Source organism: Nonomuraea sp. 3N208, from assembly GCF_052245935.1.
Lineage (GTDB): Bacteria > Actinomycetota > Actinomycetes > Streptosporangiales > Streptosporangiaceae > Nonomuraea.
Genome location: NZ_JBQQBR010000056.1, coordinates 1 through 18,564, shown reverse-complemented (window position 1 = coordinate 18,564; position 18,564 = coordinate 1). Strand labels below are relative to the sequence as shown.

Below are 18,564 nucleotides of genomic sequence, written 5' to 3'. Positions count from 1 at the left end.
TCACGGCAGCCGTCTCTCTAGTTCACAGCAGCCGTCTCTGCAGGACGTCGGCCATGACTGTGGTCACGACCTTGCCGACGGCCTCAGCCTCCGGCGGAGCGCCTTTGCGATCGGCGAAGAGCAAGTGCCCGGCCCCTATCAGAGTGAGCGCGAGCGTGTCGACGTCCGCGTCGGCCGCGATGCGGCCGAACTCGCGCTCACTCGCCAGGTAGGAGGCGATCATGGCCGCGGCTTCCGCCAGGACCGGGACACCGGCCGGCCTGACCTGGCGCAGCCGGGCACGCAGCTCATCCCGGGAGATGATGAGACCGACGATCGCCACAGCGACCGACCCGAACAGATCCATCAGCGCGCCGGTGAGGTTGCCGTCGACGGTGCCGGTCCCGGCGGACTCGCGCAGGGCGGCAGCCTGATCGTCGATCCGGGCGATGCGGTCCAGCACGAGCTCGGCGAGGAAGGCGTCGAAGTCGGCGAAGCGCCGGTGCAGGACGCCCTTGGCGCAGCCTGCCTCCGTGGTGACCGCCCGGCTGGTCAGCGCGTTCGGTCCGTCCCTGAGCAGCACGCGCTCGGCGGCGTCGAACAGCTGCGTCCGCGCGTCACGCATGGCCACCCCAGTCGGCATAACGCGCATCCTCCCATTCCCTCGCCGGGTCCCGCTCGTTGACGAGTGGGCACTTGCCCACTATGGTGGGCACATGCCCACTCTACCTCCTGAACGAGAGCGGCTTTCCGAGCAGCAGCCCCATCAACACCGGCAGATCGCGGAGTCCTTCGGCGTGGACGCCGAACGTTACGACCGGACCCGCCCCCGGTATCCCGACGCCATGGTGTCCCGCATCGTCACCGCGAGCCCTGGGCCCGACGTCCTCGACGTCGGCTGCGGCACCGGCATCTCCGCCCGGCAGTTCCAAGCGGCCGGCTGCAGGGTGCTAGGAGTCGACGTCGACGCCCGGATGGCGGACTGGGCCCGGCAGAGCGGGCTCGAGGTCGAGGTGGCCGCGTTCGAAGCCTGGGACCCTGCCGGCCGGACCTTCGACGCTGTCATCGCCGGGCAGACCTGGCACTGGGTGGACCCGGCCGCAGGAGCGGCCAAGGCGGCTGACGTGCTGCGGCCAGGTGGCCGGCTGGCGCTTTTCTGGAACGTGGCCCAGCCGCCGCCCGAAGTCTCCGACGCCTTCGCCGCCGTCTATCGCCAGGTGGTGCCCGACGTGCCGACGTACAGCCTGACGATGTCGCCCATGGAGGGGTACTCGGTGTTGTTCACCAAGGCAGCCGACGGCATACAAGAGTCGGGCGCGTTCAGCGAGCCGGAGCAGTGGCGGTTCGAGTGGGAGCGGTCCTACACCCGGGACGAGTGGCTGGACCAGGTGCCCACTCACGGCGGCCTCAGCCGGCTCCCGCCGGCCAAGCTGGAAGAACTACTGGCGGGCATCGGGGCCGCGATCGACGCGTCGAAAGGCGGCTTCATGGTGCATTACACCGCCGTGGTGGTAACCGCCATGCGAACCGGCACCGCCTGACCCGACGGTTACTCGGTCAGGATCGGAGTTGCGAGGGTCACAAGGGCTCATAGGTGGTTTCGCCATGACGGTGTACGACGCGAACACCCCATGCGCCCGAGGCCTCCATGGCCTCCTCGGCCATACGACGTTTCTCATCCTCGGACGCCCAGCAGGCAGGCATTCGGTCAAAGAATCCACTCGATGAATACACGTAGGCCGTACCGACCACTTCAGCGGGGTCGCCCTGTTTTTCGCAGATCGAGTAGCTCGCCGCATCCCAATTTGCGCCGCCCGTACAAGGTGTAGGGCCGTCCGCATTGAGCCCCTGCTTGCCGTTACAATTTCTAATAACATTTTGCCACATAGAGTCACATGTCGCGATCTTCTGGAAGACGCCGTCCGAGAGATCCCGCAAACAATTGATTCTCATGTTGAACCCGAATGCGCACTCATTCGGGGAAAGGCCCTCGGGCTGGCACACAAGATATTTGTCGAGGAGGTCGGAGCAGCTCACCCTCAGCGTGTGACACAGACCGAGCACCTCGAGGTATGTCGGGCAGAACGCGTCATCGCCTCGAGCGTCGTCGCGGCACTCATAGTAGGCGCCTCGCGCCTTCACACAGTCGAAATCGCTGGCCGGATCCAGGTTATCCGGACAACGCCAGTATTCTCTCTCACCCGCCGCGCACACGTCGTCAGACCGGCTGGGACTCCCGGTCCGGCACGACAAATATGATTCGGTCGACGCGGCACAGCCCGCGTCGTTATGATGAGCGCCCCGCTGGCCAAACTTACATTCGATTCGGACAATCAACGCTTGTTGACATAACGTGGCCGCGTTTTTCGCCTGATGACGCTTGACGCAAGCCTTATATCCTGGAGCTTCCGACCGGCAATCCAATCCCCTCGGCCCATTCCCCTCGGGGCAGAGAGCGTCCGCGGCACGTGCTTCGCTATCGGCATGGGGATACCATGACGGCTGCGACCGCGGGATCTTCGGAGATTCCGGGGTTGTGGTGCACCCAGTCAGGGCGACAATAGCCAGGAGCGCCGCCAGCAAACCTCCTATCCGCCATCCCGCTGCGACCATGTGCTCTCCAAATCGATTCGCGATTGACAATCAGTACGCAGACAGTGGCCAACTCTGCCGAACCAGCCCTGCTGTCATCAAGAGGAAAGCCGCCGTCAGCGATGAGACGGGCCCGAACCGGCGGGGTTGCCGTTGGCGCTCAGCCAGGAACCACCTGAGCGCGAACGCTTGGAAGATCATCGAATGCGGCCGAGGCGCCCACGTGATCATTATTCTCGCTGTGGCCGCAGCCTTCGCCGCGATCAGCGGACCGTACGCGTCCCTCCGCATCGGCCACCTCCACACCACACCGCTGCCCAGCTCCCGCTGAACCGCTAGCTCATATCGTGCGTAGTGGTGTTCGATTGGCGAAAAATATGCTTTGGGGTATAACAGCCGCATGTCCGCATTTGGGCGGAGGTGGATACAGAGGGAACGGTCCATAAGTGAGCTCTGAACCAGCCGTGCTCCAGTTCTCCGTCTTGGGTCCGCTGGCGGTAACGCGCGCGGGGGAACCACTCGACCTCGGGGGCACCCGCGTCAAAGCCCTGCTGGCGACACTGCTCATCGCGCAGGGCAAGGTGGTGACCACCGACCGCATCATCGACGCGGTATGGGGCGAACAGGCTCCGAACAGCGCCATGGCCACCCTGTATTCGTACATCACCAGGTTGAGAAGGGCCCTCGAACCAGACCGGCCCCCACGTGCGGCCACGGGCCTCCTCGACCGCCAGGGTCCGGGCTACGTCCTGCGCGTCAGGCCGGAATCGGTGGACTCCGAACGCTTCGCCGCCCTGGCGGAGCGCGGCGCGAGACTGCTGCCCGGCGATCCATCGGCGGCGGCGGAAAGCCTCGCGACCGCGCTCGCACTGTGGCGCGGCCCCGCGTACGCCGACCTCGGCGACTCCGACGTGGCCGGCGCCGAGATCGCTCGCCTGGAGAACGCCCAGCTGGCCGCCCGCCAGGACCATGCGGCGGCCCGCCTCTCGATGGGCACGGCCGTCCAGGCGGTGGGCGAACTGGAGTCGCTGGTCCGCGAGCACCCCCTGGCGGAGCGGTCCTGGGAGTTGCTCGCGCTCGCCCTGTACCGGACCGGGCGGCAAGGAGACGCCCTGGCCGCACTCCGCACGGCGCGCGAGCGGCTGATCGAGGAACTCGGCGTGGACCCCGGCCCCTCCCTGCGCGCCGTGGAGGCCGCGGTGCTCCGGCAGGACCCCGCCCTGGACTGGCAGACCCCGAAGGAAACGGCGGCGATCATCGAGCCTCCCGAGCCGAGCGGGCCCGCCCGCCCGCGGCTTCCGGCGCCGCTGACCCGCCTCATCGGGCGTGATGCCGCCGTGCGCGCGGTGAAGGACCTGCTCACCGTCCACCGGCTGGTGACGATCACCGGCCCCGGCGGCGCGGGCAAGAGCCGCATGGCCCTGGAGATCGCCCGGGAGCACGAGCACGGGGACGGCCCGTGGCTGGCCCTCCTCGCCGACGTGACAGTCGCGGAGCTGCTGCCGGCCACGGTCGGCGCGGCGATGGGCACGGCCATCACGGGCAGCACCGACCACCTCGCCGCGTCGATCGGCGACCGGGAGACGCTGCTGGTCCTCGACAATTGCGAGCATCTGGTGGACGCGGTCGCCCCGCTGGCGGAGACGTTGCTGTCCCGCTGCCCCGGCCTGCGGCTACTCGCCACGAGCCGGGAGCAGTTGGCCGTCGCGGGAGAGGCGACCTGGGATCTGCCGCCACTGGACGCCGATGGGGCGGCCGCGGAGCTCTTCGTGGAGCGGTCCCTCGCGGTCCGTCCGGGCCGGACTCCACGGTACGACGAGCGGCAGCTGATCGCCCGGATCTGCCGGGAGCTGGACGGCCTCCCCCTGGCGATCGAGCTCGCGGCGGCCCAGACCCGAGTCCTGACCCTCGAGCAGATCGCCGACGGGCTCCACGATCGGTTCGCGTTGCTGGCCACCGGCTCCCGTACCGCCCCGGAGCGCCATCGGAGCCTGGAGGCGGCCATCGCGTCGAGCGTGCGCCTGCTCACCCCGCCGGAGAGGGAACTGCTCGGCTGCCTGAGCCTCTTCGAGGGCGCGTTCGACCTGGAAGCGGCCGAACGGGTGGCGGGACCTCCGGCGGTGCTGCACAGAATGGGTGGCCTCGTCGCCAAGTCGCTGGTCACTGTGGACGGCACCGCCATGCCTCGGCGTTACCGGATGCTGGAGAGCATCCGGCAGTACGCCCTTCGCACCCTGTCCGGCGACGAACGGGCCCGATGGGCCGGCCGCCATCTCGCGTGGGCGGTGGAGCTGGCCGAGACGGCCGAACGGCGCCTGCGCACCTTCGACGGGGAGCTGTGGTTGCGCAGGCTCCGGCACGAGCAGGCGAACACGCGTGCCGCTCTCAGTCACGCCCTGGCCACGGGCGACGGGGACGCCGCGCTGCGCATCGCCACCGCGCTGTCGTGGTTCTGGTATCGCAACGGTGACGTGCACGAAGGCATCGCGCGACTGTCCGAGGCACTCGACCGCGCAGGCGCCGACCACCCCGGGCGAGGGCAGGCGCTGATCGGGCGGGCATTGCTCCGCTACCTCGCGGGCGACCCGTTCTCCGGGAACGACGACGTCGAGCTGGCGCTGCGGCAGGCCGAGGCCATCGGCGACGTCGAGGTCATGGCCCGCGCCCTGCCGTACCGGGCGTACTTCCTCCAGCTCAGCGGCGACCCGGACCAGGCGCAGCTCACGCTCGCCGAAGGCTGGACGCATGTACGGGCGGCGGGGCTGCCGTGGGTCGAGGCCGAGCTGATGATGGTGCGCGGACAGATCACCAGGGTGGCGGGCGATCCGCAGCTCGCCGCCGGGCAGCTCGTGCAGGCCGCCGACATCGCCAAGGCCTGCGGCCACGACTGGGCGTACTGCTCCTCCGGCTGGATCGGGGCGAAGGTCGCCATGGACCTGGGCGACGCCCACCGGGCGGTGCAGCAGGCGGCCCGGCTGGTCGTGCACCTCGACCGCGTGCAGGACGTGACCTCCTGGCTTGCCTGTGCCCACGTGCTCGCCGGCGCCCTCGGCATGGCCGGCCGGGCAGTGGACGGCGCGGTGCTCCTCGGCACGGTCTCGGCCATCGGCACCCGGGTGGGCTACTCCCCCGAGCTCATGGACCCGCTGGACGGCCCCCGGAACGTGGCCGCCGTGCGCGCCACCCTCTCGCCGGAGGCGTACGACGAGGCGACTGCCATGGGGGCGAGCCTCACGAAGGAGGACGCCACCGCTATGGCGCGCCGCCTCATCGTGACCATCCCGGGCGACGACGGCCGGCGGACGGTCCTGCGCAACGACCACTCCTGACGGAAGGCGCGGTAGCGGTCGATGGCGGCCGCGATGTCGGGGGCCAGACCCGATGTGGGCGGCTTGGCGAGGGTGTCGATCTGGGCCATTCCCCTTCGTGTAGACGACGAGACCCTGAACCGGCGGACCTATGGGTACGGGATCGACGTCTTTCCCATCGGCGGGGAACGTCGTTCGCGGGGCGGAGGGAGGTATGCGATGGCGCCCGGTCGGGTGAAGCCGGCAGCGGAGGATCAGCCCGAGGCGAAACGAGGAGGCATCAGGAACGGTCGACTGTTTGCTCCGGACCGGAGTTGCTGCCCTGCCCTATCTTCCAGCGGGCCCGAATTCCCGAGATCAGCAGAACGGCCGCGCTGCCGTTGCCAAGCACCGGCAGAAGATGCCACAGCAACCACGGGAGCTTTCCGCCCCATCCCGCACAGTCGAGCAGCATGGAGTAGGAGAGTGCGAGGAACACCCAGTCAAGTGCGACCACCAGCATGACCGAAATAGCCAGCGCTCCCACCGCCGTGCTGAGCCGCCGCCCTGCCCAAGCGGCGACCGCGCCTGACAGCAGAGCGCTCATGGATGGCAGGGCGTTCAGGATCAGAATCTGCTCGAGCGTGGACGTAATGGGCTCGCGCAGACGCTCCCACGTCCGTTGGAAATCGGAGTACTTCTCGACCGGGTGGAGCGAGAGCGGGCCGGCGCAAAACACGCCCGCATCATCGGGAAAGAACCTCGGCAGCCACAGGGACAGGAAACTCAGGACGCACGCCGCCAGTGCGGCTAACCACCATCGCAGATAGCGCCACGGGAGCATGGCCTCCCTTTCCCGTATGATCAACGGCGGCCATTATCCACGCTGGCGGCATTGCCGCGAACTGGACGCGTGCAGGGAATTCTGTACATCATGCCGACGGCGTTCGATGATGCGGCGGGCGGGCGGGCTGTCGGGCGGGACCGGCCCCGGAGAGACCGTGAGTGCCGGTCTCGTTAATCAGTTGTCGCCGCTATGCGCATCGCCGATGATTGCGGCCATGGCTACGACACGACGAGCTGACATGTTCACCGCGGACGGCAAGCCGTCGGACGACGACCCGCGTGAGAACGGACCAACGTTGGGCGACGAGCGCACCACGCTGGTCGAAGCCCTGCGCTGTGCACGCCTCACGTTGGAGATGAAATGCTCAGGTCTTGATGCGGAGGATATGGCGCGGCGTTCCGTTGAGCCGTCGACGATGTCGCTCCTGGGGCTGGTGCGACACCTGGCCGAGGGGGAGCGTGCGACGTTCCGGGTGATGATGGCGGGACAGGACGTGCCCCGGCTGTTCACCTCCGAGACCGACCGTGACGGTGATTTCGATGGTGCTGTTCCCGACCCTCAGGTGCTTAGGGAGGCGTGGGACGCATGGCGTGCGGAGGTGGACTTCGCCGAGCGGTTTGTGGCCGAGGCGCCCAGTCTCGACACCACCGGCGACGATCCCTTGAATCTGCATGGCAGCGGTGGAGGGTCGATGTCGCTGCGCGAGGTGCTGGTCGGGATGATCTGGGAGTATGGCCGCCACATGGGTCACGTCGACCTGTTGCGCGAGCGGATCGACGGACGCATAGGCCAGTAATGATCACGGGCGTCAGCTGGACGCCATCAAGGAACACCTCCTCGCCACCGTTGCCGGAGTAGCCGATCTCCACCAGTTCAACCTTGTCATCCGGGTCGTAGTGCAGTACCAGCATGGGTGCAGTGTCGTAGACTGTCCCTGCTACTCGGGCGTTCATGCACTGGGCCGCCGATCCGACTCTCAACTTCACTTCGCTGATCGCCGACCTTGGCGAGGGACACACCTGCGCTAGGAAATATCTCCATGCGCCTTGGTTCCATCTATTCTCGGTGTCTACAGGGCACAGAGGCCATGGACTCAATCTCCAGGGCGGCACGTACGTAGTCACCCAGCAACGCGAAAGGCCGTTCCAAAGCCCTGGGGTCGACCTTTGGCGGGGTGGGCTACCTTCAGACGGTGGATGAGCAGACGGCTCCAACGGCGGGAATGACGATCAGCGTCCGCACGCGCCGGGACGTGGTGATCGTGGATCCGGAGCGTTTCCTGGCGTCGGCCCGCGCGGCGTACCGTGATCTCTATCCGGAGGCCAGCGAGGAATGCGCCGCCGAAAACGTCCGCGACCTGTACGACGCGGTACACATTCTGCTGAACCGCTTCGGTCGGCTAGCAGCCGATGCACCGGAGGCCGTGATCAGATGCGGCCACGGCGGCCTACAGCCGGGCCAACGCGTTTTGGACCGCCCGGACGGTTTGTCCCCCGCCGGCGAACTCCAGCGGATCGTGCTCGAGGACCAAATGCCGCTGCAGGATTACGGCTGCTTCCTCCCCGAGGACCCCTTCGCCCTGCCACCCAACTCCCTGGCCTGAATCCCAAGAACCGCCTCCACGGACCAGCCGAGCAGCGCCGACACTCCTTTATCACTCAAGGACCAGGTCCTCCGGGCTGTTCCCAGAGGACCTTTGATCAGGTGCGCGGCCGGGTGAACTCGAATCCCTACCTTCTGACGATCCGTAGTGAAGGGCGGGCGCCTCGTCAGTAACCTGCCACCCTGGTGATGCGGTGGACCAGGCCGGTGGTGCCTGACTGTGTGAGACGGCGTTGCTGTACAGCACCTCCGCTGCGGCGGACCTCTTCGATGCGAAGCCACTGGATCCTCAGCCTGATCAGGCACATAAATTAGCTTGACCTGCGCGAACAGTCAGGTGAGGTCCGCGAACGTCCGTAGGTGTACGTGTCGATCGTCACTGCGCCAGTTTGTCACTCAGAGCTCATCGGTTGATTAGCGCCAACTCAACAAGATCGCCGCGGAACTCCTACTCAGTGATCTCGAAAGGCGCGAGCTCCTCGAGGTCCAGCTCGGCATACCCGTGGGTGTGGCCTGGTCGCTGCCACGGAGTCCTGCAGGCTCTGCCGAAGCAACCTCATGATCTGCGATGCCGGCGATGCCACCAGGCGAGACTCGCCAGCGAGAACACGCACAAGCCGAGCACAACGAGCGGGGACGCCGCCATCGAACGCCAGCATGAATGACCCTGTGCATAACAGGACCGCCCAGGCTGAGGTTTTCGCCCGCGCCCTGGTTGTTCTTCCGGCCTGCTTTACCGGCGTCAGCCGGAGCGGCTCCCATAACAGAGCGCAGTCAGGGCACCTCCACGACTTGTCGTTCTCGGAGGTGGGACGGACGCACTGGTGGGCGCTCAAGGTGTCACGCCTCCCTGGTCACGTGTGAGGCGGTCGCTACCTTCTCGATCTCATCCGCCACCGCCATCAGTGTGTCAGCTATAACCGTGCTGAGCACGGAGGGATTCGCCGATGCGGGTCGGATGCCACTAGGAAGTATCTCCATGACCTCCCTGTCAGACTGCTGTGACTGTCGTCAGAACAACAAAACGCCCCGGAGCGGCCTTCGCTTCGGGGCATCTCGGCTGTTCAAGCCTGGTGGTCAGGGGCAGGGTCCAACTGCCGACCTCCCGCTTTTCAGGTGTGACGATCGTCCCGCTCGTTCGTCTGGGACACGACAAATGGTGATGCCCAAGGCGCCTCACGTACGAGCGTGGTAGTGGACGTTGCCGTCAAGGTTGCCGTCACCGATCAGCGGGGAACGACCTGAGCCCGCACGCCCGGAAGATCATCGAAAGCCGCCGATGAGTCCATAGTGAGAATGGTTCTCGCGGTAGTGGCAGCCGTAGCGGCGATCAAGAGGTCATACGCTCCCCTCGCCTTGCCCTCGCGCCGGACATATGCCATGAGCCGAGCATGAACCCTGGCGACGTCCGTGGTGTACTCCTCAACTGGAACCAAGGCCAGGACCTCGTCCACAAAAGCTTGGCGGTTAGGGCGGCGTGCGTCATCGGCCAGCTCCACCCCGACGAGCAACTCCGCAACACTGATCGCGGCGATGGCCACATCATCGGCATCCCCGATCACCGCGCCCACGGACGCCTTGCCCCGTTCGGCAGCGATGAGCACACCAGTGTCCAGGATCAGGCGTCGGGCCACGTGCCCCTCATCTCATCCTCGACCGACTCCCGAGCCGCCTCGATGTCAGCCTCGAAATCGGCATCCAGCGTTCCCGCACTTCTAGCGAGAAACGCCTTGACCATACGACCGGGCGCGGTAGGCGCGGGGCCGATCATCGCGATCCGCTTCCCACCACGGGTGACCATGATGGTCTCGCCTCGCTCGGCCTCATCGAGAACCGCTGCGAAGCTTCGTGACGCTTCAGTGGCAGTCATCACCTTCATGTAATCAGATTATCTGATCCCACACGCGCTCGAATGGCCGCCGAGCAAAACCGTGCTCCCAGCCGCAAGGCCTGGGAGGTGACGACCGTCCGCCAAACGTTGCCGTCAGCGGACGCAAAACGCCCCGGAGCGATCTTCGCTTTCGGGACATCTTGGCTGGTCAGTTGCTGCGGTCACGGGCGAGGGCGAACCGCCGACCGTCCGATTTTCAGGCCGCACAACCACTCAGATCGCGTACGGCAAGGCCTGGCCAGACGGTGGTCGGCGGCGCTCGGGGGATGCCTCTGGTGCCCGACGTTGCTGTCACCGCTACTGCCAGCCCGATCTTCATCTTCAGCAGCGGTGCACTTGATGCGTTGTCTGGCGGTCCGCCGCACCCCGTAGATCGTCGGTGACCATTACGCCGACACCACCGAGATCAAGATCCCCTGCTGCCGTCACTTACTAGCATGAGGCGCATGCGTTTTGTGGCGACCGATGACGATGTCACCTACGAGGCGGACGACGAGATCGAAGCCGCCATAGGGATCCTCCTGACCCGCGAGATGGGAGGGTCGACGGCGCTCTGAGCGTCCTCGCAGCGATAGACGACACGCTGTCCTGCCGGTCGTCCGGAGCGGATTTCGAGTTCGGCTCGTACACGATCGAGATCTCTCGCGAGCGCGCCATCTTCAGGAAAACCTTCTGGAAGAAGACCAAGCGGAAGTTCCGCCCGGTGTCACTGCTAAAGGACGCCGCAGAAACGTACTGGGAGCTTCTCCTGGCCCACCGCAATTATCGCCCGCCCGGGGTTACGTATCTCTACCGTCCCGACCTGCCCTGGGCCTGGGCCGAGTTGCTGTCATGGGAGGAGGCTGCCAAGCGGTCGCACCCGTACCGAGGCAGGCTCGGCATCCCCGCCGAAGGGCCCGCTTGAGCCAAACCCGATTGGCGTGACGGGCGGATCTACCCCCAAGGGGGCGAGATCATTCGAGGCCGTTGTCGTCATGCGCATCAGGAAGATCGTAGTGCGGGTGTTGAGGATCTACCTTAGAACGCACGTCCACCCGCGAACGACCTGATCCAGTCTTCCCCGAACTGTCGGCTCTGTGGCGATCCCAGTGGCCGGACTGCTCGCCCGGCGGGCGCCAGCTTCGGTGGTGGACGTGAAGTGGACCCAGGTATGTGAGCCTTGGGGCAACCCCCACCTGGACCGACCGTAGTCAGGTAATTCGGAGACTTCCCTTAGACCTGGAGCAGACGTGTCCAACCCCTGAAAGCGGCCCCGCTCAGCGGACGGTCATCCACTATCCTGACTTGGATTGATCATTTGCGGGAAAAGGTGCGGTGATGCAGGAGCCCGCGGCAGAAGCGCTGTCCCCGGTGGCGGCGGTGTTGCGCTTCGGTGCGGTTGCGGCCGCGTCTGGACCGGTGATCCTGACGACCTTCGGGGCTGGCAGGCAGAGCGTCGGCTGGTTCTGTTCCTCGGCGGCCCCCGCTCCCTATTCATTCGTGGAAGGTCCGTATGCGCTGGCGGGTCCGTACGGGCTGGGTTCGTACGCGCCGGACAACCTGCCGGGAGAGCTACTGTTCTGGGGCGTTCTCCTGCTGCCGATCGTCGCAGCCGGCCTTGTCCTGAACGGCTCACGCCGAGCCACGCTCACGGCCGTCGCCGCGATCGCCGCAGTGCTCGCGTACGGGCTCGTCGTCGCGTTTCTCCTGCAGGGCCCCGATCCATGCACCGGGCGGGAACATGCGGTCGCACCGCCCTGGCTCCTGATCATCTGCTATCCGATGGCCGCGGGGGGCTGCTCCTGGCGGCCCGATCACCCCTGCCCCGCAGGAAGTACGGGATGATCCTTTGGGCAGGCGCCGCCGTCGCGGCAGCATGGGCGGCCATGTTCCACCGCCTTCCGGCCACATACGACATGTTCGTGGCCGGCGTCGTCTACGTGACCAAGGCGTCCTCCTGGGACGGCCTCGCGTGGTGGTCCGGTGACGCCGACATGATCGGCCTGCCGGTCGTCATCGTTGCACTGGCGGCGGCCGCGACAGCCACCGCTCCAACACGGTGGAAACGCATAGCCGGCATCGCGGCCGCAGCGGCTCTTCTTTCCTTCATACTGCTCGACATCGTGACGTACACCAGCCTGGAGAGCGACGCCTTCGGGCTGCTTTTCGCCGGTTCGGTGCGCTGGCGCCTGCTTCTCGCGGCCGTCCTCGTCGCCTCGGCCGCTTGGCACCCCCGGGTACGGATCTCCTGGGCCGGCACCGTCCACCTGGCGCGAAACATGATCCGCGGACAGTTGAAAGGCGTGATCTCCAGACGGACGAGGGATCTCACCATGGCGATTGTGATCGTGGCCGGCGCCGTCTGCCTGGTCGTCTCGTCCTTCACGCCGACCCGGTAGGAGCACAAGACGCAGATCCCCCGGCCCGGAACGGCATCTACGCCCGGAGCACTTCATTACGAGTCAACGGCAGAGCAGTGGCCGAAGGGTCGCCGCGCTGGTCAGGCGTGTGAAGGGGTACGGAGTGAGGAGCCTGTGCGAGGGGGGCGTTGCGGTACCCGTGTGCTGTACGGCAGAGGCCAGGGCGTGGTTGACCGCGCCGCGAGAACTCAGCGCCTTGCCTCGCACGCCCGCTGAAGGGTTGGTGGAATTGGTGGCGATCCATTACTACGGGAGGAACGCCGGGTGAGCCCCTCACGTCGAAGATCACATGGAGGCTACCCCACGAAGGATCAAAATCGCGATCGCCTTGATCCTTTCCCCGGCCCCGGCCGGAACCGTGCTGGCACTGATCACGCTGCTCGCCCACGCGCAGAGCTCACTCACCCTGCCGTACTACGAGGACCCGCGGGAGATCTCGGCAGCGATGTGGCACTCCGCGGCAAGCCAGTCCAGCACGGACATCCGTGACCAGCTACTCGGGCTGGGAATACTCACCGCGGTGGCCACCGTCGCGTTCGGCATGACAGCATGGAAGTTATGGCGTGGCACACGCCGGCCCACGCTCCTCCTCGCGGTGGCCGCCGGACTGACCGCCATCTACGTGGCCATGCTCTGGATATTCCTCAAGCAGCCGTCCTCCTTCTTTATCGTGACCAACGGCAGGGAACTGACGCACGTCATCAAGCGGAGTCAGCCCGGTTGGTACGCCCCCCTCCGCGGAACCCTGCTCGTTGCCGGCACAGTCGCACAAGTACAGGGCCTCGCCCTGCTCACCAGCAGCCACGGAGTGTCATGGTTGTCAGCGCTCACGTAATTCCCCCATCGGGGTGTGATTCGCTCACGTAATTCCCCCACTGCCCGCTCGTCATGGACCACGGATGTCGCTCGTGATGTTCGTCCAGGGGATGACGAACGTTCCGGCGGCATTGTCCTGGCTCGGACCTCTCCCATCGATGATCGCCCTCCAGGCGCCCAGACGTCTGGGGAGCAGATGGCGAGGAGGACCTTCTACGTGATCGACATAACCGAGATCTTGGTGCACTGGTATGCGGGCCGGTCCCAGCACGAGGTAGCCGGCTCGCTGGGAGTGGACCGCAAGACGATCCGCCGGTACGTGGAGCCGGCGATCGTCGCGGGGTTTGTGCCTGGCGGCCCGCCGGTGAGCCCGGAAGAGTGGGCGAGGCTGGTCAAGGAGTGGTTCCCGCAGTTGAGCGATACCCGGCTGCGGCAAGTGACCTGGCCGGAGTTCGACAAGCACCGCGATTACATCGTCGAGATGCTGCGCGCCGGGGTGACCAAGGCGACGATCCACCAGCGGCTGCGGGATGAACACGGTGTGAGCGGCTCGCTGGCCTCGCTCAAGCGGTATGTGGCCGCGAACCTGGCCGAGGATGCGGCACGGGAGAAGGTGACGGTGCTGCGGCCGGACCCCGAGCCGGGGTTCGAGGCGCAGGTGGACTATGGGCTGCTGGGCTCCTGGACAGACCCACGCACCGGCCGCTCGCAACGCATCTGGGCGTTCGTCATGGTGTTGTCGCACTCCCGGCACATGTTCGTCCGTCCGGTGGTGTCGATGGATCAGGCCTCGTGGACGGCCAGCCACGTGGAGGCGTTCGCGTTCTTCGGCGGCGCTCCGGCGCGGCTGGTGCCGGACAACTTGAAGACCGGGGTGGACAAGCCTGACCTCTACGACCCGAAAATCAACCGGGCGTATGCGGAGCTGGCGGCACACTACGGCGTCCTGATCGACCCGGCGCGCTCACGCAAGCCTCGGGATAAACCGCGGGTGGAGCGGCAGATGCCGTATATCCGGGACTCCTGGTGGCGGGGCCGGGAGTTCTCCTCCGTGGCGGGGATGCAGGCCTCGGCGCTGCACTGGTGCCGCCAGGTCGCGGGGTTGCGCAAGCACCGCAGCCTGGACGGGCGGACCCCGGCCGAGGTGTTCGAGCAGGCCGAGGCCGGATGCCTGATCCCGCTTCCAGCCGCAGCGTTCACGCTGGCGGAGTGGACACGGGCCAAGGTTGCTCCGGACGTTCACGTCAAGTGCGGCAAGGCGTTCTACTCGGTGCCGTGGCGGCTGATCGGGGAGCACGTCGACATCCGCGCCACGCCCACGATGGTGCAGATCTTCCACCGCGGCGAACTGGTCAAGACCCACGTCCGCACCGGCCAGGGCAGGCGCACCGATGTCGCCGACTACCCGCCGGAGAAGATCGCCTTCGCGATGCGCACCCCGGCATGGTGCCATGAGCGGGCCGAGCAGATCGGCCCGGCCACTGCGGGCATCATTGCCGAGTTGTTGGACGGCCCAGCGCTGCACCGGCTACGCTCCGCGCAATCAATCCTGGGGCTGGCCACCAAGCACTCCGACGTGCGACTGGAGGCGGCTTGTCATAAGGCCGCCACCGCAGGCGACCCCTCCTATCGCACCATCCGCAACATTCTGGTCGCCGGCCTGGAGGACATCGATCAGCAGCGGCCCACCGGGGACGCTGGAGCTCCAGCGTTCCTGCACGGCCCGGACGCCCTGTTCGCCGACGTGATCCCGTTCCCCGGCCCCGAGGTCGATACGGCGGACGAACAGGACGGCGAACCCGGCGACGACGAGCCGACCAACGCCGCCTCGTGACTCCCGACACCGACAACGACAGCGCGGTCCATCTGCGCCGCACGGACGCTGTCGCCCTGGCCGGGCTGCTTCGTGAGCTTGAACGTTTCCTCGATGACTGCGACGAGACCGTCGCCGACGCCTTGGACGACTACTTCGGTTTCCACCCCGTCGCCGAATCCTTCAGCGCCGCCCTGGCCATCCACGCCGACCGCCTGGATGCCCTCCTGACCAGCAGCCCCCACTCCACCACAGAAGGTTGACACACCATGACCATCCTGCGCCCCGGCCTGGCCGACAGCCTACGAGCCCTGAAACTATCCGGGATGCTGGAAACCCTGGACGCCCGCCTGGCCCAGGCCCAAGGCGGTGACCTGGGCTACCTGGAGTTCCTCCAGATCCTCTGCGACGACGAGATCACCCGCCGCGAGCAGCAGGGCATGGCCCGCCGTTTGCGCCGCGCCCGCTTCGACACCGAGACCACCCTGGAGGCCTTCGATTTCACCGCCTCCCCCAAGCTGCCCGCCGCCCAGATCCGCGACCTGGCCGCGCTGCGCTGGCTGCAAGCCGGAGAGTCGATCATCCTCTACGGCGCCGTCGGTGTCGGCAAGACCCATGTCGCCCAAGCTCTTGGCCACCTGGCGATCCGCGCCGGCGCCGAGATCCGCTTCCACAAGACCAGCCGCATCCTGGCCGACTTGGCGGGCGGCCACGCCGACAACACCTTCGCCAAGCGCCTGGCCGGACACGTCAAGACCGACCTGCTCATCCTCGACGACTTCGCCATGCGCGAGTTCACTCCCACCCAGGCTGACGACCTCTATGAGCTCATCTCCCAGCGCATCGCCGAAGGCCGCTCACTGGCGATCACCGCCAATCGCGCGCCTCAGGACTGGTATCCACTGTTTCCGAACCCGGTCGTCGCAGAGTCGCTGCTGGACAGGCTGATCAATACCAGTCATCAGGTGTTCATGAACGGCCCGTCCTACCGGCCGAACAAGCGACCCAAGGCGACCAACGCCACCACGTAGGGCTCGCGTCATTCTGACTCCGGGAGCACCGCAGCTACGGGGAATGACTGCCGCGGTGCTTCCGGTCCTCGGCGCTTGGAGCGCCTGCGGTCCGGGTCACCTTGCCACCGAACAACCGCCCGCTCGTCCCGCCGTCGACAAGGCCGTGATACCTCATCGACTCGCCCACGAGACAAGGGGTGGGGGAATTACGTGAGCCGACCCCGGGGGAATTACGTGAGCGTCCACATCATGGTTGACCAGACATCAGAAGCAACCCGTCGAGCAGGAATCCCCACCCCTGTGGGCGAGCCCGTCCCGCCAGGCAACCGTGCTGATGTTGCTCACCCCGGCCTTGCTCCTGATCTACGCCGCAGTGAACTATGTCGGCTGCCTGGCCGGTCTGATCAACGAGCGCGGCGAACCAGAGCTCCTCCCCAGCGCCTTTCTCCTCGACATGCAGGTCCACGTCAAGTACCTTGCGATCCCGGCCATCGCTGTCGTGGTGGGCGGCCTGATCCTGCTGCTCAGCCACGGGCGCGCACGGGCATGGGCCGGCTTGATCGCTGGATTCTTCGGATTGCCCTACACACTGGCCTTGCTGGAGTCCGCCCTGCATTACAGCGACACAAGCGGGTTCCACAATTACGTGGCCACGGAGATCGAAACACCCTGGTGGAACCAGCCCGCGGTATCAACCACAGGCATCGTCATTCTCCTCCTGCATTTGGCAAGCCTGGCCCTCCTCTTCCGCGCCCCCCAGTTCGGCTTTGCTGCGGGCCGAGCACTGGCAGCGGGCGCTGGCTCGGGACCTGCTGACCCGTCCCGGGCAGCATAAGATCGACGAAGCCCTCACCATCACCACGACGCAGGCGCAGGCTCGGCCATCAGGACCCGCTGGTGAGCGCGGTCAGCCTGATCGCCGACTCCGGGCAGGCCGCCTCGGCGTACGCCGACCTGCTGGCCGCGATGCTGACCGGGGACCCCGCCGAGCCGTGGCCGGACGTGGCCGCTCCCGCGGTGGAAGGGCTGGCACGGCTCGGTGACGGCCGTTGCGTCCCGTAGTTTGCCGCCGCCTTCCTTGACGAATACGGCCACGTCAAGCATCTCAACGTCCGAGACATGATTCCGGCCCTGGTGGAGCACGCGAACGCGCTGATGCCCGCCTTGCGGACTTATCTCGACCCCTCCCAGCGGTACGACGGCATGAAGATTGTCGACTGCCTGGACGCGCTGGTCTCGTGGGGAGCGGCGGCGGCACCCTTGGTGCCGGCGATCGCCGCCCGCGTGTCCCAGCGGTTCCTTTCGGTCGCGCTGCCGCTGTTCGGGGCAATCGGTCCGGCCGCCGCCGACGTCGAGTCGCAGGTACGTGCCCTGCTCGACGATGAGCAAGACGGCCACGAGGCGGCCTGGACGCTGTGGCGGATCACCGGCGAGCCGGGCCAGGCCCCGGCGCTGCTTGCCGAGCACCTCGCACGCAACGGCGGCCATGCGGCGCGCGACGCCGCCCCGATGCTCGAAGAGCTCGGTCCCGCCGCCGCCATCGCCGTCCCGGTGCTGCGCGAGCACTTCCACGACGCCGAGCATGGCCACCTGTACGACCGGGTAGCGATCGCGCGAACGCTCTGGGCGATCACCCGCGACAGCGACGGGCTCGTCACACCGCTGCTGGAGGCCATCACTGCCAGGCCGCTACCCGATTGGGGACATCGGCGGCCCGCATCCGAACTACTCGCGGTGGAGGCGCTGGGCATGATGGGCGCGGCGGCGGCCGCGGCCGTACCGGCGCTGGAAACCATCGCACACGACCGGGCGCGCGTGACAGACCGCGACGTATGGGCCGACGAGCGCTACCAGCAGGCCGCACAGGGCATCCCGCGTCACCCTGCTCCCGGGCACCATGGCCGCGCTCGTCTGCTTCTACGACCGGTTCGGTGAGGGCGCGAGCGTAGTGACCATCTGGAGCAGCAGGCCGGGGAGGAAGGCCACCAGAGCGGGTGTCGTTCCTGGAGATGGCCAGCGCCGTGGACCCGGCCCGCTCTGGGGCATCTGGCACCTGCCGCTGTTCCTGAGCGAGTGGGGCGGGTGCGTTGCCTGCGACCTCAGTACCGGCAGGCAGCAGATGGACGTTGCTCTCGTCGGGCTACTTCGGTTGCTCGGGCGAAATCAGTTGGCGGGCTTGCCGAACCAGCGGGAGAGGTGGAGCAATGATCGAAACCTGTGGATCTGCCGGGAAGGGGTGTACCTTCCCGGATCATCCGATGTGGTTTCGAGATAAGGCCGACGCGCCAACGTCGGTCGGGAAGGCACACCCGTGCCGCTTACCGT

At 66.8% G+C, this 18,564-nt stretch carries 18 protein-coding genes and 1 pseudogene; 14 read left to right on the top strand and 5 right to left on the bottom strand.

What is annotated here, in order from left to right; genetic code table 11:
- Window positions 1-22: 22 nt before the first annotated feature.
- On the bottom strand, window positions 23-622 hold the full coding sequence (locus tag ACTWPT_RS51445; RefSeq protein ID WP_443184894.1) for a TetR/AcrR family transcriptional regulator: 600 nt from the start codon (window positions 620-622) through the stop codon (window positions 23-25).
- Window positions 623-695: 73 nt separating this feature from the next.
- Between ACTWPT_RS51445 and ACTWPT_RS51440 the strand changes: the two genes are divergently transcribed.
- Entirely contained in the window at window positions 696-1,520 is an 825-nt protein-coding gene (locus ACTWPT_RS51440; RefSeq protein ID WP_443184893.1) for a class I SAM-dependent methyltransferase, read from the top strand.
- Window positions 1,521-1,557: 37 nt separating this feature from the next.
- Here ACTWPT_RS51440 and ACTWPT_RS51435 read toward each other — a convergent pair whose 3' ends face one another.
- Entirely contained in the window at window positions 1,558-1,917 is a 360-nt protein-coding gene (locus ACTWPT_RS51435; RefSeq protein ID WP_443184892.1) for a hypothetical protein, read from the bottom strand.
- A 1,100-nt stretch (window positions 1,918-3,017) separates the two neighbouring features.
- Here ACTWPT_RS51435 and ACTWPT_RS51430 point away from each other — a divergent pair.
- Window positions 3,018-5,900, top strand: a complete 2,883-nt coding sequence (locus tag ACTWPT_RS51430) for a BTAD domain-containing putative transcriptional regulator (RefSeq protein WP_443184891.1) — start codon at window positions 3,018-3,020, stop codon at window positions 5,898-5,900.
- A 259-nt stretch (window positions 5,901-6,159) separates the two neighbouring features.
- Here ACTWPT_RS51430 and ACTWPT_RS51425 read toward each other — a convergent pair whose 3' ends face one another.
- Window positions 6,160-6,702 (bottom strand): hypothetical protein, encoded by a 543-nt coding sequence (locus ACTWPT_RS51425; RefSeq protein WP_443184890.1) that lies wholly within the window; start codon window positions 6,700-6,702, stop codon window positions 6,160-6,162.
- Between the two features lie 241 nt (window positions 6,703-6,943).
- On the opposite strand from ACTWPT_RS51425, the gene ACTWPT_RS51420 reads away from it, so the two are divergent.
- Together ACTWPT_RS51420 and ACTWPT_RS51415 are read left to right on the top strand one after the other, a co-directional pair.
- Window positions 6,944-7,501 carry a DinB family protein gene (locus ACTWPT_RS51420; RefSeq protein ID WP_443184889.1) on the top strand — a complete coding sequence of 186 codons (558 nt, stop codon included), beginning with the start codon at window positions 6,944-6,946 and terminating at the stop codon, window positions 7,499-7,501.
- Between the two features lie 396 nt (window positions 7,502-7,897).
- A complete protein-coding gene (locus ACTWPT_RS51415) occupies window positions 7,898-8,308 on the top strand; it encodes a hypothetical protein (protein ID WP_443184888.1) in 411 nt (136 codons plus the stop codon).
- 1,225 nt (window positions 8,309-9,533) lie between these two features.
- Here the strand turns inward: ACTWPT_RS51415 and ACTWPT_RS51410 are convergent.
- Together ACTWPT_RS51410 and ACTWPT_RS51405 are read right to left on the bottom strand one after the other, a co-directional pair.
- The gene (locus tag ACTWPT_RS51410) at window positions 9,534-9,941 is read right to left on the bottom strand and encodes a PIN domain-containing protein (RefSeq protein WP_443184887.1); all 408 of its coding nucleotides are present in this window, start codon (window positions 9,939-9,941) and stop codon (window positions 9,534-9,536) included.
- Complete coding sequence (locus tag ACTWPT_RS51405) at window positions 9,926-10,186, bottom strand: type II toxin-antitoxin system Phd/YefM family antitoxin (protein WP_443184886.1); 261 nt, start codon at window positions 10,184-10,186, stop codon at window positions 9,926-9,928. The genes ACTWPT_RS51410 and ACTWPT_RS51405 overlap by 16 nt, the downstream gene beginning before the upstream one ends.
- A 715-nt stretch (window positions 10,187-10,901) precedes the next feature.
- Between ACTWPT_RS51405 and ACTWPT_RS51400 the strand changes: the two genes are divergently transcribed.
- From ACTWPT_RS51400 to ACTWPT_RS51355, 10 genes and pseudogenes are all read left to right on the top strand, one after another.
- Complete coding sequence (locus ACTWPT_RS51400; protein ID WP_443184885.1) at window positions 10,902-11,102, top strand: hypothetical protein; 201 nt, start codon at window positions 10,902-10,904, stop codon at window positions 11,100-11,102.
- A 413-nt stretch (window positions 11,103-11,515) separates the two neighbouring features.
- Window positions 11,516-12,022 carry a hypothetical protein gene (locus ACTWPT_RS51395; protein WP_443184884.1) on the top strand — a complete coding sequence of 169 codons (507 nt, stop codon included), beginning with the start codon at window positions 11,516-11,518 and terminating at the stop codon, window positions 12,020-12,022.
- A gap of 77 nt (window positions 12,023-12,099) precedes the next feature.
- Window positions 12,100-12,576, top strand: a complete 477-nt coding sequence (locus tag ACTWPT_RS51390; protein ID WP_443184883.1) for a hypothetical protein — start codon at window positions 12,100-12,102, stop codon at window positions 12,574-12,576.
- Between the two features lie 349 nt (window positions 12,577-12,925).
- The gene (locus tag ACTWPT_RS51385) at window positions 12,926-13,432 is read left to right on the top strand and encodes a hypothetical protein (protein ID WP_443184882.1); all 507 of its coding nucleotides are present in this window, start codon (window positions 12,926-12,928) and stop codon (window positions 13,430-13,432) included.
- A 198-nt stretch (window positions 13,433-13,630) separates the two neighbouring features.
- Window positions 13,631-15,157, top strand: a pseudogene (istA, locus tag ACTWPT_RS51380) (IS21 family transposase); the annotation flags it as partial.
- A gap of 86 nt (window positions 15,158-15,243) precedes the next feature.
- Window positions 15,244-15,489: a hypothetical protein gene (locus tag ACTWPT_RS51375; RefSeq protein ID WP_443184881.1), complete on the top strand. Its 246-nt coding sequence runs from the start codon at window positions 15,244-15,246 to the stop codon at window positions 15,487-15,489.
- A gap of 6 nt (window positions 15,490-15,495) precedes the next feature.
- Complete coding sequence (istB, locus tag ACTWPT_RS51370) at window positions 15,496-16,257, top strand: IS21-like element helper ATPase IstB (protein WP_084965906.1); 762 nt, start codon at window positions 15,496-15,498, stop codon at window positions 16,255-16,257.
- Window positions 16,258-16,567: 310 nt separating this feature from the next.
- Window positions 16,568-17,074, top strand: coding sequence for a hypothetical protein (locus ACTWPT_RS51365; RefSeq protein WP_443184880.1), 507 nt, complete (start codon window positions 16,568-16,570; stop codon window positions 17,072-17,074).
- Between the two features lie 62 nt (window positions 17,075-17,136).
- Window positions 17,137-17,301 carry a hypothetical protein gene (locus ACTWPT_RS51360; RefSeq protein WP_443184879.1) on the top strand — a complete coding sequence of 55 codons (165 nt, stop codon included), beginning with the start codon at window positions 17,137-17,139 and terminating at the stop codon, window positions 17,299-17,301.
- Window positions 17,302-17,358: 57 nt separating this feature from the next.
- On the top strand, window positions 17,359-18,174 hold the full coding sequence (locus tag ACTWPT_RS51355) for a hypothetical protein (protein WP_443184878.1): 816 nt from the start codon (window positions 17,359-17,361) through the stop codon (window positions 18,172-18,174).
- The last annotated feature ends 390 nt before the right edge of the window (window positions 18,175-18,564 follow it).

Excerpts from the sequence above, each read along its gene's own strand:
- ACTWPT_RS51445 (WP_443184894.1), bottom strand. The coding sequence starts at position 622 with ATGCCGACTGGGGTGGCCATGCGTGACGCGCGGACGCAGCTGTTCGAC.
- ACTWPT_RS51440 (WP_443184893.1), top strand. The coding sequence starts at position 696 with ATGCCCACTCTACCTCCTGAACGAGAGCGGCTTTCCGAGCAGCAGCCC.
- ACTWPT_RS51425 (WP_443184890.1), bottom strand. The coding sequence starts at position 6,702 with ATGCTCCCGTGGCGCTATCTGCGATGGTGGTTAGCCGCACTGGCGGCG.
- ACTWPT_RS51420 (WP_443184889.1), top strand. The coding sequence starts at position 6,944 with ATGTTCACCGCGGACGGCAAGCCGTCGGACGACGACCCGCGTGAGAAC.
- ACTWPT_RS51405 (WP_443184886.1), bottom strand. The coding sequence starts at position 10,186 with ATGAAGGTGATGACTGCCACTGAAGCGTCACGAAGCTTCGCAGCGGTT.
- ACTWPT_RS51395 (WP_443184884.1), top strand. The coding sequence starts at position 11,516 with ATGCAGGAGCCCGCGGCAGAAGCGCTGTCCCCGGTGGCGGCGGTGTTG.
- istB (WP_084965906.1), top strand. The coding sequence starts at position 15,496 with ATGACCATCCTGCGCCCCGGCCTGGCCGACAGCCTACGAGCCCTGAAA.
- ACTWPT_RS51355 (WP_443184878.1), top strand. The coding sequence starts at position 17,359 with ATGATTCCGGCCCTGGTGGAGCACGCGAACGCGCTGATGCCCGCCTTG.